Annotated in this window: 24 protein-coding genes; 11 read left to right on the top strand and 13 right to left on the bottom strand. The window is 65.8% G+C overall.

Annotated features, from left to right (window positions below):
• Positions 1–23 precede the first annotated feature (23 nt).
• Positions 24–755: a chemotaxis protein gene (locus AC0IXR_RS05985; RefSeq protein WP_471760058.1), complete on the bottom strand. Its 732-nt coding sequence runs from the start codon at positions 753–755 to the stop codon at positions 24–26.
• Between the two features lie 333 nt (positions 756–1,088).
• Here AC0IXR_RS05985 and AC0IXR_RS05990 point away from each other — a divergent pair, with 333 nt between their 5' ends.
• Complete coding sequence (locus AC0IXR_RS05990; protein ID WP_207413611.1) at positions 1,089–1,874, top strand: L,D-transpeptidase; 786 nt, start codon at positions 1,089–1,091, stop codon at positions 1,872–1,874.
• Positions 1,875–1,974: 100 nt separating this feature from the next.
• On the opposite strand, the gene AC0IXR_RS05995 is transcribed toward AC0IXR_RS05990, so the two are convergent.
• The 3 genes from AC0IXR_RS05995 to pgeF all read right to left on the bottom strand — a co-directional run bounded on the left by AC0IXR_RS05995 (position 1,975) and on the right by pgeF (position 4,832).
• The gene (locus AC0IXR_RS05995) at positions 1,975–2,700 is read right to left on the bottom strand and encodes a DUF2076 domain-containing protein (RefSeq protein ID WP_471760059.1); all 726 of its coding nucleotides are present in this window, start codon (positions 2,698–2,700) and stop codon (positions 1,975–1,977) included.
• A gap of 270 nt (positions 2,701–2,970) precedes the next feature.
• Positions 2,971–3,792 (bottom strand): outer membrane protein, encoded by an 822-nt coding sequence (locus AC0IXR_RS06000; RefSeq protein WP_056429813.1) that lies wholly within the window; start codon positions 3,790–3,792, stop codon positions 2,971–2,973.
• A gap of 269 nt (positions 3,793–4,061) precedes the next feature.
• On the bottom strand, positions 4,062–4,832 hold the full coding sequence (gene pgeF / locus AC0IXR_RS06005; protein ID WP_419951549.1) for a peptidoglycan editing factor PgeF: 771 nt from the start codon (positions 4,830–4,832) through the stop codon (positions 4,062–4,064).
• Positions 4,833–5,127: 295 nt separating this feature from the next.
• On the opposite strand from pgeF, the gene AC0IXR_RS06010 reads away from it, so the two are divergent.
• The 5 genes from AC0IXR_RS06010 to AC0IXR_RS06030 all read left to right on the top strand — a co-directional run bounded on the left by AC0IXR_RS06010 (position 5,128) and on the right by AC0IXR_RS06030 (position 10,637).
• Positions 5,128–5,727, top strand: coding sequence for a hypothetical protein (locus AC0IXR_RS06010; protein WP_244478089.1), 600 nt, complete (start codon positions 5,128–5,130; stop codon positions 5,725–5,727).
• A gap of 500 nt (positions 5,728–6,227) precedes the next feature.
• A complete protein-coding gene (locus AC0IXR_RS06015; RefSeq protein WP_471760060.1) occupies positions 6,228–7,337 on the top strand; it encodes an aromatic ring-hydroxylating oxygenase subunit alpha in 1,110 nt (369 codons plus the stop codon).
• Positions 7,338–7,434: 97 nt separating this feature from the next.
• Positions 7,435–7,605, top strand: coding sequence for a hypothetical protein (locus AC0IXR_RS06020; protein ID WP_471760061.1), 171 nt, complete (start codon positions 7,435–7,437; stop codon positions 7,603–7,605).
• A gap of 44 nt (positions 7,606–7,649) precedes the next feature.
• Entirely contained in the window at positions 7,650–8,717 is a 1,068-nt protein-coding gene (locus AC0IXR_RS06025) for an MBL fold metallo-hydrolase (RefSeq protein ID WP_471760062.1), read from the top strand.
• 441 nt (positions 8,718–9,158) lie between these two features.
• Positions 9,159–10,637, top strand: coding sequence for a methyl-accepting chemotaxis protein (locus AC0IXR_RS06030; protein WP_471760063.1), 1,479 nt, complete (start codon positions 9,159–9,161; stop codon positions 10,635–10,637).
• Between the two features lie 19 nt (positions 10,638–10,656).
• Here the strand turns inward: AC0IXR_RS06030 and hslU are convergent, their stop codons facing one another.
• The 9 genes from hslU to AC0IXR_RS06075 form a co-directional block, all read right to left on the bottom strand.
• On the bottom strand, positions 10,657–11,970 hold the full coding sequence (gene hslU, locus AC0IXR_RS06035) for an ATP-dependent protease ATPase subunit HslU (protein ID WP_471760064.1): 1,314 nt from the start codon (positions 11,968–11,970) through the stop codon (positions 10,657–10,659).
• 301 nt (positions 11,971–12,271) lie between these two features.
• Entirely contained in the window at positions 12,272–13,942 is a 1,671-nt protein-coding gene (locus tag AC0IXR_RS06040; protein ID WP_471760065.1) for a methyl-accepting chemotaxis protein, read from the bottom strand.
• Positions 13,943–14,029: 87 nt separating this feature from the next.
• Complete coding sequence (gene hslV / locus AC0IXR_RS06045; RefSeq protein WP_056429836.1) at positions 14,030–14,566, bottom strand: ATP-dependent protease subunit HslV; 537 nt, start codon at positions 14,564–14,566, stop codon at positions 14,030–14,032.
• A 114-nt stretch (positions 14,567–14,680) separates the two neighbouring features.
• Entirely contained in the window at positions 14,681–15,076 is a 396-nt protein-coding gene (locus AC0IXR_RS06050; RefSeq protein WP_207413589.1) for a GFA family protein, read from the bottom strand.
• A gap of 70 nt (positions 15,077–15,146) precedes the next feature.
• On the bottom strand, positions 15,147–16,265 hold the full coding sequence (locus AC0IXR_RS06055; protein WP_471760066.1) for an ATP-dependent DNA helicase: 1,119 nt from the start codon (positions 16,263–16,265) through the stop codon (positions 15,147–15,149).
• Positions 16,262–17,188 carry an oxygen-dependent coproporphyrinogen oxidase gene (gene hemF / locus AC0IXR_RS06060; protein WP_471760068.1) on the bottom strand — a complete coding sequence of 309 codons (927 nt, stop codon included), beginning with the start codon at positions 17,186–17,188 and terminating at the stop codon, positions 16,262–16,264. Before hemF ends, AC0IXR_RS06055 begins: the two co-directional genes overlap by 4 nt.
• Positions 17,189–17,236: 48 nt before the next feature.
• Positions 17,237–17,515, bottom strand: a complete 279-nt coding sequence (locus tag AC0IXR_RS06065) for a YiaA/YiaB family inner membrane protein (RefSeq protein WP_056255675.1) — start codon at positions 17,513–17,515, stop codon at positions 17,237–17,239.
• A 59-nt stretch (positions 17,516–17,574) separates the two neighbouring features.
• Entirely contained in the window at positions 17,575–18,258 is a 684-nt protein-coding gene (locus AC0IXR_RS06070) for a PspA/IM30 family protein (protein WP_471760069.1), read from the bottom strand.
• 96 nt (positions 18,259–18,354) lie between these two features.
• On the bottom strand, positions 18,355–18,813 hold the full coding sequence (locus tag AC0IXR_RS06075) for a tRNA (cytidine(34)-2'-O)-methyltransferase (RefSeq protein ID WP_471760070.1): 459 nt from the start codon (positions 18,811–18,813) through the stop codon (positions 18,355–18,357).
• Positions 18,814–18,911: 98 nt separating this feature from the next.
• Between AC0IXR_RS06075 and AC0IXR_RS06080 the strand changes: the two genes are divergently transcribed.
• The 5 genes from AC0IXR_RS06080 to AC0IXR_RS06100 all read left to right on the top strand — a co-directional run bounded on the left by AC0IXR_RS06080 (position 18,912) and on the right by AC0IXR_RS06100 (position 25,278).
• Positions 18,912–20,780, top strand: a complete 1,869-nt coding sequence (locus AC0IXR_RS06080; protein WP_471760071.1) for an ABC transporter ATP-binding protein — start codon at positions 18,912–18,914, stop codon at positions 20,778–20,780.
• Positions 20,777–22,189, top strand: coding sequence for an MATE family efflux transporter (locus AC0IXR_RS06085; RefSeq protein WP_471760072.1), 1,413 nt, complete (start codon positions 20,777–20,779; stop codon positions 22,187–22,189). Before AC0IXR_RS06080 ends, AC0IXR_RS06085 begins: the two co-directional genes overlap by 4 nt.
• A gap of 239 nt (positions 22,190–22,428) precedes the next feature.
• Complete coding sequence (gene petA / locus AC0IXR_RS06090; protein WP_056430481.1) at positions 22,429–22,989, top strand: ubiquinol-cytochrome c reductase iron-sulfur subunit; 561 nt, start codon at positions 22,429–22,431, stop codon at positions 22,987–22,989.
• A gap of 86 nt (positions 22,990–23,075) precedes the next feature.
• Complete coding sequence (locus tag AC0IXR_RS06095; protein WP_056429863.1) at positions 23,076–24,359, top strand: cytochrome b; 1,284 nt, start codon at positions 23,076–23,078, stop codon at positions 24,357–24,359.
• 19 nt (positions 24,360–24,378) lie between these two features.
• Entirely contained in the window at positions 24,379–25,278 is a 900-nt protein-coding gene (locus tag AC0IXR_RS06100) for a cytochrome c1 (protein WP_471760073.1), read from the top strand.
• The last annotated feature ends 62 nt before the right edge of the window (positions 25,279–25,340 follow it).

Consider the following 25,340-nt stretch of genomic DNA (forward strand, 5'->3'; position numbering starts at 1 on the left):
GGGAAGGTCGGCGCATGCGCGTCTTAATCGAACAGCGCGTCGATATCGCCCTGGTCCACATGGCCCGGATCGCTGTCGAGCTTGGGTCCGTTGAGGAGGGAGCTCTCGTCGTCGATGCTGGGGCCCTGGGGCACGACGCCGAGGATCTCGCTAAACGAATTGAGGCCGCCCCAGGCCTCGATCATGCGGTCGAGATGTTCCTCGATGAACTTGAGCACACCCACGATCTTGTTGATGCGCTGGCCGGTCAGGTCCTGGAAGTTGCAGGCTTCGTAGGCGACGATCACCCGCTCGAGGATCATGTCGATGTTTTCGCCGCCGGCGGCCTGCCGCATGGCCCGCAGCGCACTGGCATTCGTCTCGATCTCTTCCAGGGCGCCGAGGATCGTGCTCGTGGCCAGCTCGGTGGATTCCACCACCGCGTCGAGTTCTCCCGCGACCCGCTTCATTCCCTTCCCGGTATTCTCCGAGTGGTAGAGCGTCGCGATCTCCTTCTTCGTTCGGGTGATCGCATCTTTCATCACGTCGAGTTCGGAGCGCATCGCGAAGGCCTCGTTGAGCTCCTTCCGGCAGGCTTCGATGGTCTCGACCGTGCTCGTCTGCGTGACACGGCGAAGCTCCTGGATCGCCGAGAGGATCTCATCGAGCTTCACGTCGTCGGAGCCGGAACGCTCCTTGGCGTGCGTGACCTCCACGACGGGTCGCACGCTTGCCAAACCGAGGCTGTCTTCGATGCGGTAGCGCTTCATGTTCATCGGGGATGATCAGCCGGCAGGAGTAACTGGGTCAGCGACAGGGCAGCATGGACCGGGGGCCGTCATCCTGGTGAACGACGCGAATCCCGATACGAGAAGCCTTCGAGCCACCATGCGACAAAGTCGTTGCCATTTCTTCAACACAGAGAACGGCCGATGCACTTTTACAAACAATTCATGCTGTTCTTTGAAGCCAGCAGTAGAGCGGCGGTGACCTGAACGATTCACCACGTTTTTTCACCCGATTCTCGTCCCGTCCGGCCAGCTTGAGCGCGAGGTTCGTGTTGGTCCGGAGTATCGCGCGTGTTGAAGCGTCTCGAATTGTGCGTCGCTATGGCCTGCCTGTCCGCCACGGTGGCGGGAGGGGCCGCACAAGCCCAGGTTCCCTCCGGCCAATACGGCGGGGGCTTCATCGAATTCCTGGTGACGGGTCATGGAACGCCGCCGCGCGCCCGGCGTCCCGGCCTCGCGGATGACGGCGTGCTTCCACGACATCCGGCGGCCCAGGGTTACGGTGGCGAGCCGATGCCGCGCGTGCTCCATTCGGGCGATCGCATTCCCGATCCCGATCTATACCAGACCCCCGTTCGCACGCGGCTCGCTGCCTTGCCGTCACAAGCTCTGCCGGCTCAAGCCGATCCCGAAAGACAAATCGCGGGAATCGAGCGCGCGCCCGACGCGCGCTTTGCCCGACAGGTCGTCTCGTTCGATGGCCGGCAGAAGCCCGGCTCCATCGTCATCGATACCCAGACGAAGTTTCTCTATCTCGTCCAGCCAGGCGGTCAGGCCATCCGATACGGTATCGGCGTCGGTCGGCCGGGTTTTGCCTGGTCGGGAATGAAGACGATCAGCCAGAAGCGCGAATGGCCGGATTGGACGCCCCCGGCGGAGATGCTCCAGCGTCGCCCCGACCTGCCGCGCCACATGGCCGGCGGCCCCGCCAACCCTCTGGGTGCGCGGGCGCTCTATCTCGGCTCGTCCCTCTATCGCATCCACGGCACCAACGAGCCGCACACGATCGGGCAATCCGTCTCGTCGGGCTGCATCCGGATGATGAACGAGGATGTCATCGACCTGTATGAACGGACCCCCGTGGGAACACGGGTCGAAGTCCTCTAACGGCCTCCGGGCCGCTCATGAGAAAGGCCCGGCGCGTCTCCACGCACCGGGCCTTTCTTGTCATGGGGCCATCACGCGCGGTGATAGATGTGGCTTTCGCTCACACCCAGTCGTCGTCACCGCCGCCACCCAGGTCGCCGCCGAAATCCCCGCCCGGATCGCTGTCGAACGACGCGTCCTGGAAGTCGTTGCCGCCGCCGAGGGCCGAACCGAGATCTTCGTTACCGGCCGTCGCGCCCGCAGAGGGAAGTCCTGCCGCCGCCGCGCTGCCGAGAGCCGAATGACCGCCCGCGAAGGCGTTGGACAAGGCGCTGCCGAGCAGCATGCCACCGGCCGCACCGGCCGCCATCGGAAGGGCCGTCGCCATGAAGCCGCCGCCGCGAGCGGGTGCCGCCTGCTGGCCGGCCCATGGGCCACCCTGCTGCGGTCCGCCATAACCCGGCTGCTGGCCGTAACCGGGCTGCTGCCCATAGCCCGGCTGCTGCCCATATCCCTGATGAGGTCCGCCCTGGCCGCCCCACGGTTGACCGGACGGGCGCTGGGGCTCCGGCTGGCGAGACCCGCCGCCGAAGATGCTCGACAGGAAGCCGCCGCCGCCGCCCTGCGGCTGCTGTGCCGCCTGACGCGCCTGCTCGAGCTGCTCGTTCAAGCTCTTGATCGCTTCTTCCTGGACATAGATCAGCTGCGCCATCGCATAGGGCGCGTAGGGCTGAGCGCGGAGCTTGTCCGCGATGAAGCGCTCGGCATCGGCGTCGCGGGGCTGGCTCGCGGCCTGCTCCAGACGCTGGAAAATGCCGCCGATGACCTCGCGTTCTTCGCTATTCATGGGGTCGTCCTCCTGAGAGAAGCCTGCGGGCCATGCCGCCCCGGCGCCTCCGAGATGGGGTGGCGCCACTGGCTTTGTCAGGGGGTCAACGCGAACTTCGCCGTTGCGGATGCACGGGAGCTCCGGTTCGGAGCATGAAATTTCGGAAAGGTGACGGAGCCGGAGGCTACGCATCTTCGCCACGCAACAAAAAGAGCCCGGCCTTTCGGCCGGGCTCCTTCTGAGAGACCTCGTGCTCCGCCCTGAGGCGGAGCGTTGGTTCTGTAAGGCCTAGTACGAGCCGAACTTGTAGTTCAGGCCGGCGCGGACCACGGCGAACTCGGCTTCGCGAGCCGAAGGGCTGAGCGAAAGCACGTTCGTGGTGGGGTTGTAGACGGAGCGGTTGCCGCGGCCGTCCTGCTCGAGGTTCACGTACAGGCCTTCGACCTTCAGCGTCACAGCGGACGACTTGAAGAAGTTAAAGAAGGAGTCCGTGGGGAGAGCGTACTCGATACCACCACCAGCGGTGTAGCCGGTGCGGAAATCGTCGGAGCCGGTGCCGCCGTCGCCGTAAGCGAAGCCGCCGGTGCCGTACACGAGGGTGCGGTCGAAGGCGTAACCGATGCGGCCGCGGACGGTGCCGAAGAAGTTCATCTCGTTGCCGGGGAGGCGAACGGCGGTGGTGCCGTTGAGGCCGCCGACGACCGGGCTGAACGTGCCGTTCACGGTGCGGGTCTTGTTGCCGAAATCGGTGTACTGGGCGTCAGCTTCGATACCGACGACAACGCCCGAACCCGGGGTGAACTGGTAGTTGTAGCCGACCTGACCACCGCCGACGAAGCCTTCGAGGTCGTTGCTGCTGTTCGCGTTGAACACCCGGTTGACCGGGCCGCCGTTCAGCACGGAGCCGGCCGGCAGGTTGTAACGGTCGCTGTTGCTGCCAGCGTCGAAGCCGTAACCGGCGTTGATACCGAAGTAGGCGCCCGTCCAGGTGAAGACCGGCACGGGAACGAAGACCGGCGGAGCGGCGCGGCGCGGCAGATCGGCAGCGAAAGCGGAGCCGGCGATGACGATGCCGGCAAGGGCGGTGGTGCCGCGAAGGAAGGATTTCATGGACTGGTCCTCTACTCGTTAGCGCGGCCGCTTTTTTCGGAGCGGTCCAGCGCAGTTCCCCGTCTATATCTCAGCATCCCTCAGGAAGCTGTTGCATCGCAACCACGCCGCGTGTGTTGAACACGGCCCCTTTGTGGCGGCGACCACCTCGCTGGAGGTCGTGCACTCCGAAAACTCAGATGAACGGCCAAGGTTCAACTACGGCCACGCTTTTTTCGCCTCGAGATCATGACAAGATGTCGCACCGAGGGAACGTATGACGGTGGCCGCTATGCAGCGAGGCTGATCGCGGAGATCAGACGGCCGTAATCCGCCTCGCCCCGATGGGTCGTACGGCGATAGCTATAGAAGCGCTCCGCGTCCGCGTAGGTGCAGAGGCCCAGGACCGATGCCTTCTCGATACCGGCCTCACCCAGGCGACGGGCGATGAAGCCCGGCAGATCGAACTGGGCATGCCCCTCGCGCGCGCCTTCAGAGAAGTGGACATCGGAACCCGGAACCTCCGCGGAAAAGCGGCTGCGGAAATCGTCCCCGACTTCATAGGCGGATTGAGAGATCGTCGGGCCGAGCACGGCGACGATGTCGCTCCGCTCCGATCCGAGGCGCACCATGGCGTCGACGGTGGCGGCGATCACGCCGGTCAGCGCCCCTTTCCATCCCGCATGGGCGGCGCCGACGACACGACCGACCGGATCGGCGAAGAGGATCGGGCCGCAATCGGCCGTGGCGATGCCGAGGGCCAAGTTCGGCACCCGCGTCACCATGGCGTCGGCGCGGGGACGTTCGGCGAGGGCCATCGGGCCTTCGATCACGGCGACCTCGGCCGAATGGACCTGATACAGGCTGACGAGGTGGCTCGCCGGGACCCCGAGATGCTCGGCCATGCGGCGGCGGTTCTCGACGACGAGGGACGGCTCGTCATGGGAGCCGAGGCCGCCATTGAGGCTGGCATAGAATCCGTCCGAGACGCCGCCAAGACGGGTGAAGAAGGCGTGCCTGATGCCGGGTTGGCCCGCGAGGCTGGGGGCTTCGATATGCATGCGCCGTGTCCGTCCTTCGGAGAATGTCGGCCACCCTATAGCACCGGCTCCCGCCGGAGAGGGGAGTGGCTTGGCGGCACTGGCGGATTGCGCCCGGTCAGGGCCAGTCGCCGGAGGCCCGATGACGCAGGTTCCATCCCGGGCGATCCACGCCGTGCAAAGGCAACCCGAGGACGTCCGCCTCAATGTGAAAGCCTCGGATTTTCCGCGTTTCGGGACAGCTAATTTTCCTTAACTTTTACGGTTCGTTAAGCATGGTTTGATCCAATGCTCCTCACACATGAGGACGCGAGCGATGTCGGAACCAGCCCGTCACAACCAGGCACAGGAAGTAAATGGGCGTCCGGCACCCGGACCCCTGCGGGATTGGCTGGCGGCCATGAAGGCCGCCACCACCGCACAGGAACAGGCGGCGGTCGCGTCGCAGCATGCCGAGCCGCACAGGCCGGCGGCTGACAAGGTCGCGCTGTTCGAGAGGCCGGCCGCGGTCGAGAAGCCCGAGCCGCAGGCTCAGTCCTGGTCTCCCCGGGTCGTCCCGCCGCCCGCTCAAGCCGAACCGGCAGAGGACGACCTCTCGGAACTCATGGCCGAGAATCTGATGCTCAAGGCCAAGCTCCAGGTCGAGGGCGACCGGTACGACCAGCTCCAAGGGGTTCTCGCCCAGGAACTACGCCGCCTGCGCTCCCATGTGGAGAAGGAGATGGCCGAACTTCATGAGTTGCGCGCCGAGCGCGACCGTCTCAGCGAATTGCAGGCCCTTTTGATCGAGGAACTCGACGAAGCGCGCATGCGCTCCGAGAGAGAGGCCGCTGAACTCGCCGAGGCCTGCTCGGACCGCGATCTCTGGATGGCCCGTGCGGAGGCGCTGGCGCAGCCTCTCTTCCAGAAGCGTTGAACGCTCCAACCGCCAACACCCAAACGACGAAGGGCCGCCCCATGAGGGCGGCCCTTCCATTGCCGAACCACTTATCCGTTCGGCCGAACCCGATGAGGGGTCCTCTAACGCGCTAGGCGTGCGCGCCGGAGGCGACGTTCCAGGTCCGGTTAGCCGAGGTAAGCGGCTGATTTAGGCAATGAGACACTGGATCACCTCCTTTCGTTCGTTGCGAGAACCCCAAGCTAATCACGGATCCGCAGCTTGAAAAGCCCCGATGCGGTGGGCGCGGCGCCTCGCCGCTGGGGGGCACCGAAGACGCGCGAAAAAGGGCGCTGCGCGGAGCCGAGCATGCGGGTGTCCGAACGCGGCCGGTCCTTCCCGCTCATGGTCACCGCCGCTTATGGTCACCGCCGCCACCGAAGCGTAAGACGGGGCGCTCTTCGCCACGCATCGGCCGATATCCGAACGGATCGGGCGTCGCCGGAGGCGAGACCGATACAGGACAATCGCAGCCCGTCATGCTCTCATCCCTGCCGACCCAGGCAAAGGCCGATACGGCGACGCATTCGGCGACCGACGACGCGGCCCTCGACCCGGACGCCATGCGCCAGCCGCTGCCCGACGCCTTCTACTGCGTCGGCCGCTCCGACACGCTGAAAGCCGGGACCTTGCGGGCGGTCGAACTCAACGGCGAGCAGATCGTGCTCGGCCGCGACAGGGCTGGAGCCGCCTTCGCCATGCGGGACCGCTGCCCGCACCGGGGCATGGCCCTGTCGAAGGGACGTTTCGACGGCGAAGCTGTGACCTGCCCGTTCCATGGCTGGCGCTTCGGCATGGATGGACGCTGCCGCGACGTACCGACCCTCTCCTCCGCCGATGCGGCAGATTTCACGCGGATCACGGTGCAGCGCTTCCCCATTCGCGAGAGCGCCGGCTTCGTCTGGGTGAATCCCTTCCTGGGTGCGCCGGGCGGTGACCTGCCGCCCCTGCCGGAGCTCGGCTTCGAGGCGGCGGGCTCCCTCGTGGTCGAACTCGTGGTCGAGGCCTCGTTCGACCTCACCACATTGAGCCTCGTCGACCCCGGCCACGTGGCCTTCGTCCACGATTCCTGGTGGTTCCGGCCGTCGAAGGAATTACGGGAGAAGGTGAAGACGTTCACGCCGACGCCGCACGGCTTCACCATGTCGAGCCATTCCACGACGACGAGTTCGCCGGTCTACAAGTTGCTGGGCGGTGTACCCGAGGTCGAGATCGAGTTTCGCCTGCCGGGCGTGCGGCTGGAGCGGATCGAGGCCGGAGCCAAGCGGGTGGCCAACTACACCTTCGCGACGCCGCTCACGCACAATCGCACCCTGCTGACGAACGCCCTCTATTGGAACATGCCGCTCCTCAACCTGCTGAAGCCGCTTGCGCGGCCGCTCATGCGGCAGTTCCTGACGCAGGACCAGCAGGTGCTCCAGCACGCCCAGGCCGGCCTCGACCGGAAGCCGACCATGGTGCTGTTCGGCCAGAGCGATCTACCGTCGCAATGGTACTTCCGTCTCAAGCGGGAAGCCCTTCAGGCGGCGCGCGAGACGCGGCCCTTCCGCAACCCGCTGGTTCAGCAGGAATTGCGCTGGCGGTCCTGAAACTTTTCGGCTCTCCGCCCCGTAGCTGCTCCTTTCAGGCCGATGCCTTCTGGAAGGGACGGAACCGTTGCCGCATTACGTCGTTCGCCGCAGCCGCATGGGACGATTCAATTTCACGCTCATCGGCGCGCATGGGCGGATCACCGGCGTGGTCGCCATTCCCACCGAGAACAAGACCCGCGAGGAGGTCGAGCTCGAGGCTCATCGCAAGATCCGCGCGCTCGCCGGTGAACTGGTCGCCGTGATGCCGAAGGAGTGCGAAGCCTGACGCACGCGTCTTGATTGCCCGGCGGCCACCGCCATCTCGGAACGATGAAACGGCAAAGCCTTCTCGCGACCCTGTCCGCGGTCACCGTCATGACGCTAGGCGGCGTCGGCTACGCGGCGCACCGGCGCAGCAAGGGCCGAAACCCCTATTACAACGGCCCCGTCACCGATAATTTCGACGGGCTTCAATTCCACGGCGTCGATCAGGCGCCTGACAAGGTGCTGGGCGACATCCTGCGCTGGAAGCGGGAGCGGGCCGGCATCGCTTGGCCGACGTCGTTTCCGAGCCCCTTCAGCGATACGCCGCCCGAGCGCGTCGACGGGTTGCGCGTCTCCTTCATCGGGCATGCGAGCTACCTGTTCCAGGTCGCGCGCCGTAACATCCTCGTCGATCCGGTTTTCGCCCCCCGCGCCAGCCCGTTTTCCCTGGCGGGTCCGAAGCGGGTCAATCCTCCGGGCATCGCCTTCGACGCGCTTCCGCCCATCGACGTCGTGCTCATCACTCACAACCATTACGACCATCTCGATGGGCCGACCGTGGCGCGGCTCTGGCAAAGCTATCAGCCCCTGATCGTCGCGCCCCTGGGCAATGACAGCATCCTTCGGTCCTACGACGATACGATGCATGTGGAGACGCGTGATTGGGGTCAGTCCATCGATCTCGGCGGCGACCTGACCGTGCATATGACACCGGCCAACCACTGGTCGGCGCGAGGGCTGAACGACAAGCGCATGGCGCTGTGGTGCTCCTACGTCCTGACCAGCCCATCCGGTGTCGTCTACCATTCCGGTGATACCGGTCTCGCCGATGGCGCGATCTTCCGCGATGCCCGCGAGCGCTTCGGTCCTCCCCGCCTAGCGACCCTGCCGATCGGGGCTTACGAGCCACGGTGGTTCATGAAAGCCCAGCACATGAACCCGGCCGACGCCGTCGTCGCGGCCGGGTTGCTCGGGGCGGACCAGGTACTCGGGCACCATTGGGGCACGTTCCGCCTCACCGATGAGGGCATCGAACAGCCGGCGGAGGCTTTGTCGGTGGCATGCGCGGCGGGCGGAATTCCGCCGGAGCGGTTCGTCGCCCTGCGTCCGGGACAAGTCTGGGAAACCCGGTGAAACGGATAGCGGTTCGGCGCCCGGCAGTTCCAGACGGGCACCTTTTAGTAGCGCAACTCATATCCTTATCTGCCATGGACCGAGTATATAGAAGAAATATAATTATAGATTTAAAATTACGCTCCTTTATCAAATCAATAGAAAGCATTAATAGGCCGATAAACTTATTGTGCTTCAATTCAAGCCTCGATCATATTTCTATATTTGGATTACGGCATGATGGTGTACATTCGATCATTGACCGGAAAAGTGATCCTCCTCACGGCGGCAATGATAATTCTAGTCTCCATGACACTTCTCATGGTCACTAACTGGGAGATCGATCATCAACTCAAGGAAAAGCAGGCTGCGGATGGGAACCGTCATCTGCGAACGCTGAGTTTGGTGTACCGAGATGCGGTCCCCGGGGCGGAGATCGATTTCGATGGGGATCGGGTAACCTTGGCCAGATCGCCGGACCTCGGCGCATTAAGCGATCAATCCATCGTCGACCGCACCGTCGCCTATGTCGGGGGAACCGCTACGGTTTTCACCTACGACCCCGCGGGCGACCGTTTCGTGCGGCGCGTCACGACGGTGAAGAAGGAGAATGGCGAACGAGCCGTGGGCACCGCCCTCGCCGCCGATCACCCGGCGCACTCACTCATTCGAAGCGGCAAGGCATATTTCGGGCCTGCAACTCTTTTCGGCCGCCGGTATCTCACAGTCTATCAACCGATGCAGGATGCGAAGGGTGGGATCAACGGCATCCTGTTCGTGGGCGTACCCCTCGAAACCTATGACGCCGTCCAGGCGCAGACCCTCTCGACCCTGCGCTGGACGATCCTGTCCGTGGCCGTTCTGGCCTGTCTCGTCCTGGGCTTTGCAGCGTTCCGCATGTTTCGTCCCATTCGCGTGCTCGCGGAGCGGACCTCTCACCTGGTGGCGGGGGATCTTGAGGGTGCGATTCCCTATCGCGACGCACGGGACGAAGTCGGTGCCGTGGCCCGTGCGCTCGAGGCTTTGCGCGAAACCAGCCTGAAGGCGCGTGAACTGCAAGCCGAGCGGATGGCAAGTGCCAAAGACATTGAAGAGCGCCGTGCGGTCATCGATGCGGAGATCGCCCGTTTCCGAGCCCAGGTCGCAAAATCTGTCCGCCTGGTCGGCGCGCAGACGGGCGAGCTTCGCGCCCGCGCCGCCGCCATGTCGGACGCGTCTTCGGACGCCACCCGTGCGGTGGAAGGCGCCTCGGCCGGCTCGCGCGAGGCTTCCGCCAACGTGCAGACCGTCGCAAGCGCCGCCGAGGAACTCTCCGCTTCGATCGTTGAGATCGGCGCCCGCCTCGATGTCGCCAAGGCCGAGATCGACACAGCCTTTAGCGAGGCGTCCGCCACCAATCAGCAGATGGGGCAGCTCGCCGACACCGCGCAACGCATCGGCACCGTCGTGGGTCTCATCCGGGCCATCGCGGAACAGACCAACCTCCTGGCCCTGAACGCCACGATCGAGGCCGCGCGGGCCGGCGAATCCGGCCGTGGTTTCGCGGTCGTGGCGGCGGAGGTGAAAGCCCTGGCGAGCCAGACCGCGAAGGCGACGGACGAGATCGCCAGTCAGGTCGCATCCGTCCAGACTTCGACGGATCAGGCCGCCCATGCCATCGGTCGCGTGACGGATCGGATGGGTGCGATCAGCGCGATGACCACCGAGCTCGCGACAGCCGTCGCCGCACAAGGCGCGGCGACCGGCGAGATCTCACGCAATGCCGGGAACACCGCCGCCACCTCAGTGGAGATCGCACGCGATCTCGGCACCGTCACGGGGGCAGCCCGCAGCACAGCCACGATGGCCGAAGGTGTCCAGGGCAGCGCCGTCCAGGTAGAAAACGTGGCGGCCGATCTCGAAGCCGAGATCGGACGCTTCCTCACGGCCGTCGCGGCCTGAATCCTCGCCGGGACGAGGGCTACAGGATGAACCGGCTGAGATCGGCGTTCGCGGCGAGGCTTTCGACACGCTCGCGGACATAGGCGGCGTCGATCGCCACGGTCTCCCCGGACCGGTCGGTGGCGGTAAAGGAGATGTCGTCGATCACCCGTTCCAGCACAGTCTGGAGCCGGCGCGCACCGATATTCTCCACCGAGTTGTTCACCTCCACGGCGACCCGTGCCAGGGCGTCCACGGCATCGTCGGTGAAATCCAGGGTCACGCCTTCCGTCGCCATCAGCGCCACGGTCTGCTTCAGCAGGCTCGCCTCCGTGGTGGTGAGGATCTGCTTGAAATCTTCCACCGTGAGAGGCTGCAGCTCGACGCGGATCGGCAGGCGCCCCTGTAGCTCGGGCAGAAGATCGGACGGCTTAGAGACGTGGAAAGCGCCGCTGGCGATGAACAGCACGTGGTCGGTCTTCACCGGACCGTGCTTCGTCGCCACCGTGGTTCCCTCGATCAGGGGCAGCAGGTCGCGCTGTACGCCTTCCCGCGAGACATCGGCCGACGAACGACCTTCCTTCGCGCAGATCTTGTCGATCTCGTCGAGGAACACGATGCCGTTGTTCTCGACCTCGCGGATCGCCTCCTGAGTCACCGATTCCGAATCGACCAACTTGTCGGATTCCTCGGCGAGCAGGGGCGCGTAAGCCTCGCGCACGGTCATGCGCCTCGGCTTGCCCTTCTGGCCGCCGAGCGCCTTGCCGAGCATGTCGCCGATATTGACCGCCCCCATGGAGGCTCCGGGCATTCCGGGAATCTCGAACATCGGCAGACCGGTGGGCGATCCGCCCGACAATTCGATCTCGACCTCCTTGTCGTCGAGCTCGCTGTTCCGCAGCTTCTTGCGGAAGCTCTCGCGGGTGGCCTGGCCCGATGTCGGTCCGACCAAGGCATCGAGGATGCGCGATTCCGCCGCTGCCTCGGCCTTCGCCTTGACCGAACGGCGCTTCTCCTCGCGCTTGAGGCCGATGCCGACCTCCACGAGGTCGCGCACGATCTGCTCGACGTCGCGGCCGACATAGCCGACCTCGGTGAATTTCGTCGCCTCGATCTTCAGGAACGGCGCTCCGGCGAGCTTGGCCAGTCGACGGGCGATCTCGGTCTTGCCGCAGCCGGTGGGGCCGATCATCAGGATGTTCTTCGGCGCGACTTCCTCGCGCAATGGCCCCACGAGCTGCTGACGGCGCCAGCGGTTCCGCAAGGCAATGGCGACCGCACGCTTGGCGTCATGCTGGCCGACGATGAACCGGTCGAGTTCCGAGACGATTTCACGGGGAGAAAAAGTTGTCATCACGCTCCGGTCGAATGCGGCAGTTGAGCTGCCCGGGATGAGGGGAGGGCGCCGAGCCGATCCGTCAGCGAATGATACCCGACGCGGCCTGCAGCGGGCGAGCACCGGGACAAGCGAGCGATGAGACGAGACGCCGACCTGTCGGAAGAGCCAGCCCATTCATGCAGGAACGCCGCCGGCCCGGCCAGATGCGGCGAGCCTGCGGCGGGATCGTTGCGGTGGGTCAGGAGAAGCACGTGGTCTTGCACGACCCCGATCTAAGCGTCGGCACCCGCCCTTTCCAGATGGTCGGGCAAGACGGTCAGGCTGCGCGGATGCCGCCGACGAAATCCTCGACCTCGTTGCCCAGGCTGTTGGATTGCTGCGTCAATTGCTCGGCGGCGGCCAGAACCTGAGACGCGCCGGCCCCTGTCTGAACGGCGGCCAGTTGCACGTCCGCGATCGTTTCGGTGACGGCCTGGGTTCCGCGCGCGGCATCGTTGACGCTCCGGGCGATCTCCTGCGTGGCCACCTGCTGCTGCTCCACCGCCGCCGCGACGCCCATCGCGATCGTGTGGACGGTGCCGATGGTGGAGCCGATCTCCTCGATGGCGCCCACCGTGTCGCGGGTCGCCTCCTGGATCGTGGCGATCTGAACCGTGATCTCGTCCGTCGCCTTCGCGGTCTGGGCGGCGAGCCCTTTCACCTCGGCTGCGACCACCGCGAAGCCGCGACCGGCCTCACCGGCGCGGGCCGCCTCGATGGTGGCGTTCAGGGCGAGCAGATTGGTCTGGCTGGCGATGTTGGAGATCAAGGCGACCACGTCGCCGATGCGGGACGCGCTGTCGGCGAGGACACGGACACGTTCCGAAGTCCGGCGCGCACTTTCCACTGCGCCGGCGGCGGCGGCGGATGTCTGGGACACCTGTGCGCCGATCTCGTTGGCCGTCGCCGCGAGTTCCTCGGTCGCCGCCGCGACGGCCTGAACGTTCATGGCGGTCTCGTTGGCCGCGTTCATCACGGCGGTGGATTGCCGGTTGGTCTGGTCGGCGGTGGCGGCCATGGTGCGGGCGGTGAGTTCCATCTCGGCGGCCGAGCCAGCCAGGGTGCCCACCATCTGGCCGACGCTTCCCTGGAAGCGATCCGCCAGGGCGCCCATCTCGGCATGGCGACGTCGGCCCGCGATACCGGCGGCCTCGTTCTGTTGGATCCGCAGCTCCGCCGCCTCTTTCATCGTTGCCGAGAAGACCCGCATGCTGGTCCAGATCTCGCCGATCTCGTCGCGTCGGGCCTTCGTCTCGGGAAGGGTGAGATCACCCTCGGACAGGCGGCGGATCGCGGCGGAGACGCCGGCCAGGGGCCGGGCGATCCCCCGCGCTCCGACGAAGCCACCGATGAGAAGACTGCCCAGGGTTCCGCCGATCGCCAAGGCCAGGAGCAGGTTCAGGCGCTCGGCGTAGAGCGTGTCCGTCCAGCGGTCGATAGCCTCGACCTCGGCCGAGCTATGAGCCACGAGCGTCTCGATACTGTCCTGGAAAGCCTGACGGTTGGCGCGGTTGGCCTCGTTGAAGCCCTGTTCGGCGGCGGCCTTCGGCGAAACCTGCGTGCCGAGACGTGCGGTTTCCGTACGCAGAGTAGTGAAGCCGGCGGCTTCGGCGGTGATCTTCTCGAAGAGCGCCCGCTCGCTCGCGGGCACTTTCGGAGCCCATGCGGTCAGGAGAACGTTCATCGCCTCGAGGTTCTTCTTCAGCCGGGCCGCGTATTTCTCGGCATCCTGCGTATCCTTGGCCGCGTAGATGCCGCGCGACTCGACCACCACGCTGGTGACGAGCCGGTTCATGTTCGCGGCATCGAGGGCCCGCTGGGAGGCGAGTTTCGCATCCGTGAGCGCAGTGTTGAAGGTCTGGAGCGACATGATGCTAATCGTGGCGACGACGAGCGTCACCATCGAGCAGAGACCGACGAAACCTAGAATTTTAGCTTTGATGCGCATCGCCGTCGGCCAGCTTTCCGAGAAAGACAGCCGATAGCGCTAGGGGAACATCCGCAAGTTTACGTTAATCGAAGCTGCAATCCGGCACTAAGATGCAGAAAACTCAAGCTGCTCGATGACGAGATTGCCGTTCGTATAGACGCAGATTTCCGCCGCGATCCCGAGTGCTCGCCGGACGATCGCCTCTGCATCGTGCTCGCCATCTTCCAGGGCGCGGGCAGCGGCGAGGGCATAATTTCCCCCGGAGCCGATCGCCATGACGCCGCCTTCCGGCTCGAGCACGTCGCCCGCGCCCGACAGAAGCAGGCTGACATCCTTGTCTGCCACCAACATCATCGCTTCGAGACGACGCAGGTAGCGGTCGGTGCGCCAATCCTTCGTGAGTTCGACGCAGGCGCGGGTCAGTTGACCGGGATACTGATCGAGCTTGGCTTCGAGCCGCTCGAACAGGGTGAAGGCATCGGCCGTCGCTCCGGCGAACCCGCCGATGACGGAGCCTTTGGCGAGGCGGCGCACCTTGCGGGCATTGCCCTTCACGATGGTCTGGCCGAGGCTGACCTGCCCGTCGCCGCCGATGACCACCTTGCCGCCCTTGCGGACCATCAGGATCGTGGTGGCGTGCATTTGCGGCGGGCCGCCGGATGCGGAATGGGACAAGGCTGACTCCGGTCTGGTTCTGACCGGTGTCAGGTAGTCTTTCAGAACGCGGACTCCAACCTCCGCCGGAGCGTAACCGCGCTATTCCGGGTAGCGTTGGAAGGCCGGCAGGGTCTCGAACCGAGCGAACCACGAGGCGGCCTCGGCGATCTGAATCCTGACCTGGGGCGGCAGCGCCTCGGGATCGTCCAGGGTCGCGGTATGGATGTCGATCTGGCCAGGAAAGACCGCCTCGTTACGGTAGAACAGCCCCGTGCCGCAGGTGCCGCAGAACTGCCGGATAACGCCGGGCGAGGATTCGTAATCGGTCGGGTGACCCGAGATCGTCACCCGCTCGGCTGGGAACAGGGCAAAGGCCACCACCGGAGCACCGGACGAGCGCCGGCAATCGGCGCAATGACACAGGGCGCTATGGCTCGGCTCGCCCTCGGCGCTGTAATGGATCGCTCCGCAGCGGCACCGTCCCGTCAAGACCATGTGAGTTCCCCCTTCGTTCTCGCCGTTGTCCCAGAGGACGATGACGCGGGCAAGTCGGCATCGCCCTCGCTCACACAACCACGGTGATGGCGCGGGCGGCACGGGTCAGCCCGGTATAGAGCCAGCGGGCCCGGTGCTCGCGGAAAGCGAAGGATTCGTCGAAGAGCACGACATTGTCCCATTGCGAGCCCTGCGCCTTATGGACGGTGAGGGCGTAGCCATAGGTGAACTCGTCGGTCTCGCGCTTGAGGAAGGCCGGGATCTCCTCCTCGGAGCCCGACATCACCGCCCGCAGGACCTTGATGTCGATGGGCCGGCGGCGCAGGGCCGGGTCGTCGTCGGGCACGACATCGAGGCGGATCGTGTCGGCGCGCGGCGCGGCGCGAAGGGCATGGACCGTCCAGGTCGAGCCGTTGAGCAGGCCCTTGGTGCGGTCGTTACGCAGGCAGACCAGTTTCTCGCCCACCGCCGGCATCGGATCGGTATGGCCCGCGAGTTCCCGCAGGCGGTTGTTGTAGAGCCGCCGCGTCTTGTTCATCCCGACGAGGACCTGATCGCATTCGAGCACGCTCGACGGGTCGAGGGAGCGGCGCGAGACGACGCGGCTCTCGCCATACTCGCCGATGCTGAGCCGGCCGCCCTCCCGGATCGTCATCGCCATGCGCACGATCGGGTCGTCGGCGGCCTGCCGGTGGACGTCGGTCAACATCACGTCGGGCTCAGCCTCGGTGAAGAAGCCGCCGCCGCGAACGGGCGGCAATTGGGCGGGGTCGCCGAGAACCAGGACCGGCCTGTCGAAGGAGAGCAGGTCGTTGCCGAGATCCGAATCGACCATGGAGCACTCGTCGATGACGACGAGTTCCGCCTTCGAGACCAGCCCGGTGCGGTTGAGGGTGAAGGCCGGCCCTCCCTCCTCGGTCTCCTTGCTGCGATAGATCAGGCTGTGGATCGTCGCGGCGTCGTGGCAGCCCTTCGACCGCATCACAGAGGCGGCCTTGCCCGTGAAGGCGCCGAAGACGACATTGCCCTCGACATCGTCGGCGATCCGGCGCGCCAGGGTGGTCTTGCCGGTGCCGGCATAGCCGAACAGGCGGAACACCTGCGGACCGCCGGCCTTGCGCCACTCGGCGATGGCTTTGAGCGCCGCGTCCTGCTGGGGCGCGAACCGGGTCGGAAGGTCGTCGCTCACGGCCAGCGCACGGTGGGCGGCAGCGAGGACAGGATCGAGGCAACGTTGCCGCCCGTTTTCAGGCCGAAGATGGTGCCCCGGTCGTAGAGCAGGTTGAATTCCACGTAGCGCCCGCGCCGCACCTGCTGCTCCAACCGGTCTTCCTCCGTCCATGGCGTCGAGAGGTTCGCGTGCACGATCGCCGGATAGGCATCGAGGAAGGCGAGGCCGACATCCTTGGTGAAGGCGAGATCGGCCTTCGGATCGCCGGTCCAGTGGTAGTCGTAGAAGATTCCGCCGATCCCGCGCGGCTCGTTGCGGTGCTTGAGGAAGAAGTATTCCTCGCACCACGCCTTGTAGCGGTCGTAATCCGCCGCCGGCGCATGGGCGTCGCACGCCGCCTTCATCGCCGCGTGGAACCGCAGCGTATCCGGATCGTCCTGCGTCCGGCGCCGGTCGAGGACGGGGGTCAGGTCGGCCCCGCCGCCGAACCACGTCTTCGTCGTGGAGACGAAGCGGGTGTTCATGTGAACCGTCGGAACATGCGGGTTCCAGGGATGGACGATGAGCGAGATGCCCGTGGCGTAGAAGCGCGGGTCTTCCGATGCGCCCGGCATCTGCGCGCGAAATTCCGGCGCGAACTCGCCGAAGACCTGCGAGACGTGGACACCGGCCTTCTCGAACACGCGCCCATGCAGCATCGACATGGTGCCGCCGCCGCCGGGCGTGCCGCTATGGTCCGTGCGCTGCCAGAGCGTCTTCACGAAACGTCCGGCCTCGGCCGGAGCATCGGGATGGAACGGCCCTACGGCCTCCGCCTCGATCGTTTCAAGTTCCGCCAAGATCCGGTCGCGCAGGCTCGCGAACCATGTGGTCACCTCATCCTTGAGGAGCGCGAGTTCGGCCTCGGGGGGCGGTGGCGGGGTCGTTTCGGACATCGTCATGGGGGAGGGATGTCCCATCCCTCCCGCCCATCGTCAATCGAGGTCCGGTCAATCTTTACCCACCGACATGAGCAGGCGCTCGGTCTTGGCATCCTCGATCCGGTTGACCATGCGGCGGCCCTCATGGACGTCGCGGATGGTCTTGGTGGCGGTGATGCAGGACTGGACCAGCATGATCGTGCCCATGGCGAGGTAGCCCTTGATCCAGATATCCATGGGCATGAACAGGATGCCGAGGCCGACCATGGCCGCCGAGCCGATGAAGGACGCGTAGGTGAAGGTCACCCAGGCGCCGGAATGCTGAGTGGTCTCGTTGTTGATGGTCATGGTCGTGGTCTTTCTCTCGATTGGGTGGGGCGACGTGTGTATCGACAGCGGCGAGGGGTTCAGGTCGTCCTGCGCGCCTCAGCCTTGCGCCGCAGGCGGTCGAGGACGGCGCCGCCGCTCGGGCGGGTGCTGGAGCCGAAGCCTTCGCGCTCGAGCCGTTCCGCGATGGAGAGGCCGGGCTCGGTCTCGGCGAGCGCCGCTTCCGTGTCGGCGGCCTCCGTCTGGAGGGCGCGCAGCCGGCTCAACGTCGCCTCCGCTTCCTTGAGTGTCGCCCGCTCGCTCGGGTTGGCCTGAACGCCGAGGCGTCGTGCCGCCTCCGCCGCGGCGGCGATGCGGCGTCCACGCTCCAGCTCGCTCTGACGACGGGTCGCGTCGGCGACGACGGAGCGGATGCGGGCGACTTCGCGGGCAAATCTCAGGCGCGCCTCACCGATGGCGTCCCGTTCGGCTTCGAGCTCGGCGATGGCCTCAGCCGCCTCAGACGCCAGTTCTTCGCGTCCCGCCGTCAGCGCCGCCAGGGCACGCTCTTCGAGATCCGCCGCGCGGGCTTCGACCTCGGCGAAACGCCGTTCTTCCGCCTTGTCACCCGCCATTGCGGCGGCGAGGGCGAGCCGGCTGCGCTCCAACGAGACCCGCGTCTCGCGGATCTGCTGATCGAGGATGAGCAAGGCGTGGCGATCGATAACCGCTTCCTCGGCCTGGGCGGCTGCGCTGCGGGCGAGGAGCCGAAACAACTTGAGCATGGTGTGCCTCCGGCGTTTGAACGCTGTTCACACTCATGGTCTCGACGATATTTGAACGGCGTTCAAGTGCTGAACTGCACACCGTTCAAAATTATGTCACGCGCTCGACCCGATCTGTCTCTGCCCCTCGCCGAGGATCATCGCCGCCGCCACGGCGATGTTGAGCGAGCGCATTCCCTCGCGGATGGGAATGACGATCCTGGCATCGGCCGCCTCGTGGACGGATGCGGGGACACCCGCCGATTCCCGTCCGAGCAGGATGCAGTCACCGGGGAGGAAGCCAAAGGCGGTGTAGGGAAGGGCGCCGGCGGTGGTGGCGAGGACGACCCGTGTTCCGGTCTCTTCCCGCCACTGCGAGAAGGCGGCCCAGGAGCGATGCCTCGTGATCGCCACATGGTCGAGATAATCGAGTCCTGAGCGGCGCAGGTGCCGGTCGGACACATCGAATCCTGCCGGCTCGATGATGTCGACGGCCACGTCGAGGCACGCCGCCATCCGCAGGATCGTCCCCGTATTCTGGGGAATGTCAGGCTGGTAGAGAGCGAGACGGAGCATCGGACCGGGCGGCTGCATTGCGTCTGCGGCATCGCCTCGCGGTTGGCACGTCGTCAAGGCCCACTACCTCAGGCAAGCCTCCAACACCGGACCAGATTATGTTTCTCGATTGGCTCGAGCGCCGCATCGACCCGTTCGCGTCTTTCGAAGACGGGCGGATGCCGCCCAAGACGGTGACGGGCTTCGCCGCTTTCTATCTCAGGCCGATGCGGACCGCCTTGGTGATGCTGTTCCTCGTGGCAGTGGCTGCCGGGACGGTTGAGGCATCGCTCTACCTGCTCATGGGCTGGTTCATCGACCTCTTGAACAATGCCGACCGGGCCATGATCCTGCAGGACCACGGATGGAAGCTCGGCCTCGCGGCAATGCTGCTCCTCGTGGTTCGTCCCTTCACGATCTGGCTGCACGAGGTGATGTCCAACCAGCTGCTCGTGCCGCAGGCGACCAACCAGGTCCGCTGGCGTACGCATCTCTATACGCTCGGCCACTCGCTTTCGTATTTCCAGGCCGATTTCGCCGGACGGCTCGCCAACCGGGTCGTGCAGGTCGGACCGGCCGTGCGCGAACTGGCCGTGGTCTTCATCGATACGCTTCTTTACGTGGCGATCTACGCGGTGACGGCGGTGGGCCTGTTCGGCTCCATCTCGTTATGGATGGCCCTGCCGGTCATCGTCTGGGTGGCGGCCTATTCGGTGCTGACCTGGTGGTTCGTGCCCCGTGCCCGAGCGCGCTCCCTCGTGACGGCCGACACGCGGTCGATTCTCATCGGGCGGATCGTCGACAGCTACACCAACATCCTCACCGTGAAGCTCTTCGCCCGCGACCGGGAAGAACGCGCGGCCGTGCGCGACGCCATCGACGTCCACACCACGGCGCATCTCCACCAGTTCCGCCTCGTGACGACCACGACGACGCTGCTTGGCATCCTCAACAGCGCGCTCATCGTCGCAACCGCGACTGCCTGTCTCCTGCTCTGGCGCAGCGGTGGAATGACCACTGGCGAGGCGGCGGCGGGTCTCGCCCTCGTCCTGCGCCTGATGGCGATGTCTGGCTGGGTCATGCAGACGGTGCGCGGCATCTTCGAGAATGTCGGCGTGATCCAGGAAAGCATGCAGACGATCTCGCGCCCGCACGGGATCGTGGATGTGCCGAACGCGCGGACACTCGTGGTCGACGGGGGCGACATCCGCTTCGACAGGGTCGGCTTCCGCTACGGCGACGGCACGCCGTCGGTCATCCAGGATTTCAGCCTCCATATCCGTCCGGGCGAGAAGGTCGGTCTCGTTGGCGTCAGCGGCGCGGGCAAGACCACCCTGACCGCGCTCTTGCTTCGGCTGCACGACATCCAGAACGGCCGGATCCTCATCGACGGTCAGGACATCGCGGGCGTCACGCAGGATTCCTTGCGCGAGGCGATCGCCATGGTCACCCAGGACACCTCGCTCCTGCACCGCTCGATCCGTGACAACATCGCCTATGGCAGGCCGGACGCGACGCTGGAGGAGATCCAGCGGGCGGCGCAACTCGCGGAGGCCGACGGATTCATCGCCGGTCTCGTCGATAACAGGGGCCGGACAGGCTACGACGCCCAGGTCGGCGAGCGGGGCGTGAAGCTCTCCGGCGGCCAACGCCAGCGCATCGCCATCGCGCGCGTCATCCTGAAGAACGCGCCGATCCTGATCCTCGACGAAGCGACATCCGCCCTCGACAGCCAGGTCGAGGCGGCGATCCAGGACAGTCTCGACACCCTCATGCAGGGCAAGACGGTGCTCGCCATCGCGCACCGGCTGTCCACCATCGCCGCTCTCGACCGGCTGATCGTGATCGATGGCGGCCGCATCGTGGAGGAGGGGACCCATGCGGAGCTGATCCGCACCGGCGGGCTCTATGCGCGCCTATGGGAGCGCCAGTCCGGCGGCTTTCTCGGTGACGTCTCGCCGACCGTCTACGAGGACGCGGCGGAATGATCGCCCTCGATGCTTCGGCTGGGGCAGCTGAGCGGCAGCGGCCCTCGCGCGGTCCGTGGCTCACCGAACTGCGGGCGACGCTGGTGCTCGCCGCGCCTCTAATCCTGACCAATCTCGCTCAGCACGGCCTGGTCACGGCCGATGTGGTTCTGCTCGGGCGTCTCGGGGCGGAGCCGCTGGCGGCAGGCGCCCTGGCGACGAGCCTCTACTTCATCCTGTTCATCTGCGGGATCGGCCTCGCCTCGGCGGTCTCTCCCCTGATCGCGGGCGCCATCGGCCGGGGTGATTCGGCCGAGCACGACGTGCGCCGTATCGTCGGCGCCGGGCTCTGGGCCGTCACCATCGCGATCGTCCCGGTGATGCTGGCGCTCTGGCACACCGAGTCGCTGTTGCTCGCCATGGGGCAGCAACCGAAGCTCGCGGAGGATGCCGGGCTCTACATGCGCGCCCTGCAATGGTCGATGTGGCCGGCACTCGCCTTCATGGCGTTGCGCGCCAGTCTGTCCGCCCTGGAACGACCGGGCTGGCCCCTCGCCATCAGCATCGCGGCGCTGCCGGTGAATGTTGGCCTGGCGATCTGGCTCGCCTTCGAGGGGCCGGGGCTGCTCGGCCTCGGCATGGTCGGTGTCGGCCTCGCCACGACGCTCGCCGCGTTTCTGTCCTTGGCCGCCCTCGTCGGCGTGATGATGCTGGCGCCGTCCCTGCGCCAGCGTCGGCTCTTTCTCGGGGTCTGGCGCCCTCATGCTGAGCGCCTCGCCACCATGTTCCGCCTCGGCCTGCCCATGGCGGCGACGGGTCTGGCCGAGGCGAGCCTGTTCGAGGCCGCCGTCCTCGGCATGGGCCTGTTCGGCACGGCCCCGCTGGCGGCCCATGCGGTGACGATCCAGATCGCCGCGATCTGCTTCATGGTGCCCAACGGTATCGGCCAAGCCGCGACGGTGAGGGTCGGACGGGCCTTCGGGGCCGGGGACCGCATGGCCATACGACGGGCCGGCGCCATCGCGATCCTCCTCGGCTTCGGCTTCATGAGCGCATGCGCGCTCATCCAGGTGACGCTGCCGCGACCGCTCATCGGCCTCTTTCTCGACCTCGACGCGCCGGGAAATGTCGACGTCATCCCCTACGCCGTCACCTTCATCGGCTTTGCCGCGCTCTTCGCCATGGCGGACGGCATCCAATCGGTCGCCCTCGGCGCCCTGCGCGGCATGCAGGATACACGCGTGCCCATGGCCATCGCCCTGTTCGGCTACTGGATCGTCGGGATCCCGTCCGGCATCCTCGCCGCCTGGGGCCTGGGCTTCGGCGGATCGGGGATCTGGATGGGGTTCTGCGCCGGTCTGGCGGTGGTCGCCGTGATGCTGGTGCGGCGCTGGCTATGGCTTAGCGGCAGCGTCATTTCGCGCTCGTGACGAATACTGTTTCCCGTCACGGGCCTACTCTGGACAGGTTCGCATCTGGCGTGCCAGAGAAACCTGCCTCAGAAGGCTCGTCTCGGGTGACGCCCGGTCGCATTGCACAGATTTGTGCAATCGTGTCTGCGTCTGCCCTACGCGCTTCTTTCGAGCGCCTCTAAATCTCGGCGAACGGAAGCGGCGCCCTCACTTTGCGGGTCGCCGAACCGGAGCCATCCTGTACCGGAGTGTCGATCTTGGCGAACACCCCTCCCTCATCAGGTCACGACGGGTCCCGCCGCGACTTCCTGTTCCTGGCGACCGGAGCCGGTCTCGCCGTGGGGGCCGGTGCCCTGGCCTGGCCCTTCGTGGCGTCCATGGCCCCGGATGCGGAGGTGATCGCCGCTGGTGCGCCCCTCGAGGTCGACCTGTCGCCGATCCAGGAAGGCCAGATCGTCAACGTGTTCTGGCGCGGCAAGCTGATCTTCGTGCGCAACCGTTCCGAGAAGGAGATCAAGGAATCGGAGGACACGAAGCTCAGCGAGCTCATGGATCCGCAGCCCGATTCCGCCCGCGTGAAGGAAGGCCACGCCAAGTGGCTCGTGGTCTACGGCAACTGCACCCATCTCGGCTGCGTGCCGATCGGCCACCAGGGCCAGTATGAAGGCTGGTCGTGCCCTTGCCACGGCTCGCTCTACGACACGTCCGGGCGCGTGCGCCGGGGACCGGCACCGACCAACCTGCCGATCCCGCCCTACGCATTCCTGAACGACACCAAGATCCGGATCGGCGAAGACGGCGGCAAGGCCGTCGCCTGACTTCGGCAGCATCGCTTACGAGCGATGAGGGGAGGGGTCCGGCAGCGACGGGCCTGAGCGAAACAGACTTCGAAGCGGGTAACCTCATGAGCGGTCACGCCACCTACGTCCCCAAGAGTCGGATCGCCAAGTGGTTCGAATCGCGGCTGCCCATCGTCGGGCTGGTCCATTCGTCGTTCGTCTCGTTCCCCGTCCCACGCAACCTGAACTATTTCTGGACCTTCGGCGCGATCCTGATCGCGATGCTGATGGCGCAGATCGTCACCGGCATCTGGCTGGCGATGCATTACGACCCCTCGGCCGGCAACGCCTTCAACTCCGTCGAGCACATCATGCGCGACGTGAATTACGGTTGGCTGCTGCGCTACATGCACGCCAACGGCGCCTCGATGTTCTTCGTGGCGGTCTACATCCACATTTTCCGCGCGCTCTATTACGGGTCGTACAAGGCCCCGCGCGAGGTGCTCTACATCCTGGGCGTGATCATCTACCTCCTGATGATGGCCACCGCCTTCCTCGGCTACACCCTGCCGTGGGGCCAGATGAGCTTCTGGGGCGCCACCGTCATCACCAACATCCTGGCCGCGATCCCGGTCGTGGGCGACACCATCCAGAGCCTGCTCTGGGGCGGCTATTCCGTCGGCAACCCGACGATCAACCGGTTCTTCTCGCTGCACTACCTGATGCCCTTCATGATCCTCGGCGTCGTGGTTCTCCACGTCTGGGCGCTCCACGTGACCGGCCAGAATAACCCGACCGGCATCCCGATCAAGACCGGCAAGGACGCGGTGCCCTTCACGCCCTACGCGACGATCAAGGACGTGTTCGCCACCGTCGTGTTCTTCGTCTTCTTCGCCTACTGGATCTTCTACCAGCCGAACTACCTCGGCCACGCGGACAACTACATTCCCGCCAACGCCTCGGTGACGCCGGCCCACATCGTGCCGGAATGGTACTTCCTGCCCTTCTACGCGATCCTTCGCGCGGTTCCGGACAAGCTCGGCGGCGTCATCCTGATGTTCAGCGCCGTGATCATCCTCGCCTTCGCGCCTTGGCTCGATACGTCCCGTGTCCGCTCGTCCAACTACCGTCCGATCTACCGCCAGTTCTTCTGGCTGTTCGTGGCGGTGTGCGTGGTGCTCGGCTGGCTCGGCGCCAAGCCGCCCGAGGGTGGCTACGTCCTCGCGTCGCGGATCTGCACCGCCTACTACTTCGCGCATTTCCTCATCGTAATGCCGCTGGTGGGGCTGTTCGAAACGCCGAAGGCGATGCCGGGATCGATCCTGGAAAGCGTGACCGGACCTCATCCGCAATATGGCGGTTCGGGCATGCCAGCCGGTGCGGCCGCCGCACCATCGTCGAAGGGTTGAGGTGCGGATCGTGAAAAGCATGAACACATCGCGCATCCTCGCCGTCACGCTCGTCGCGACCCTTTTCGGCTCGGCCTCGGTCAGCGCCGAGGACGGTCACTCCACGCCCAACCCGCCGCGGGAGAAGTGGAGCTTCGCCGGAATCTTCGGCAAGTTCGACGAGGCCCAGCTGCAGCGCGGCTTCCAGGTCTATCGTGAGGTCTGCTCGAACTGTCACAGCATGAGCCTCGTGAAGTTCCGCAACCTCGCCGAGAAGGGCGGGCCGGGCTTCACGGCCGGTCAGGTCAAGGCTCTGGCAGCCGAGTACAAGATCAAGGACGGCCCCAACGACGCGGGTGACATGTTCGAGCGGCCCGGCCGCCCGGCCGACGCCTTCCCGTCGCCCTTCCCGAACGATAAGGCGGCCGCGGCCGCCAATGGCGGCAAGGCCCCGCCCGATTTCTCGGTGCTGGCCAAGGCTCGCACCTACGAGCGCGGGTTCCCGTATTTCATCTTCGATGCGATGCCCTTCATCGGCTATTCGGAACAGGGCGTGGACTATATCCACGCGCTCCTGAACGGCTACGAGGACGCCCCGAAGGGAATGGATGTCCCGGCGGGTACGAACTACAACAAGTATTATCCCGGCCACCTCATCGCGATGGCGAAGCCCCTGAGCGACGGCCAGGTGACCTACGCCAAGGGTGCAGAGGGCAACCCCGTCGTTCCCGAAACGGTCGAGCAATATTCGCACGACGTGGCGGCGTTCATGTCCTGGGCGGCCGAGCCGCATATGGAAGCCCGCAAGGCCCTCGGCTTCCGTGTGATCCTGTTCCTGCTCATCCTGTCGGGCCTTCTCTACTACGTGAAGAAGAAGGTCTGGGCGGATGTGGGCGGCGAGGTCCACGGCCTGCAGCCGGAGCTTCACAAGACGAGCTGAGCCCCTTAAAGGCGGTTCACGACCGACGGGCTCGCTGTGGCGGGCCCGTTTTCGTTTCCACC

It is taken from the genome of Methylobacterium sp. AC832 (genome assembly GCF_979256025.1).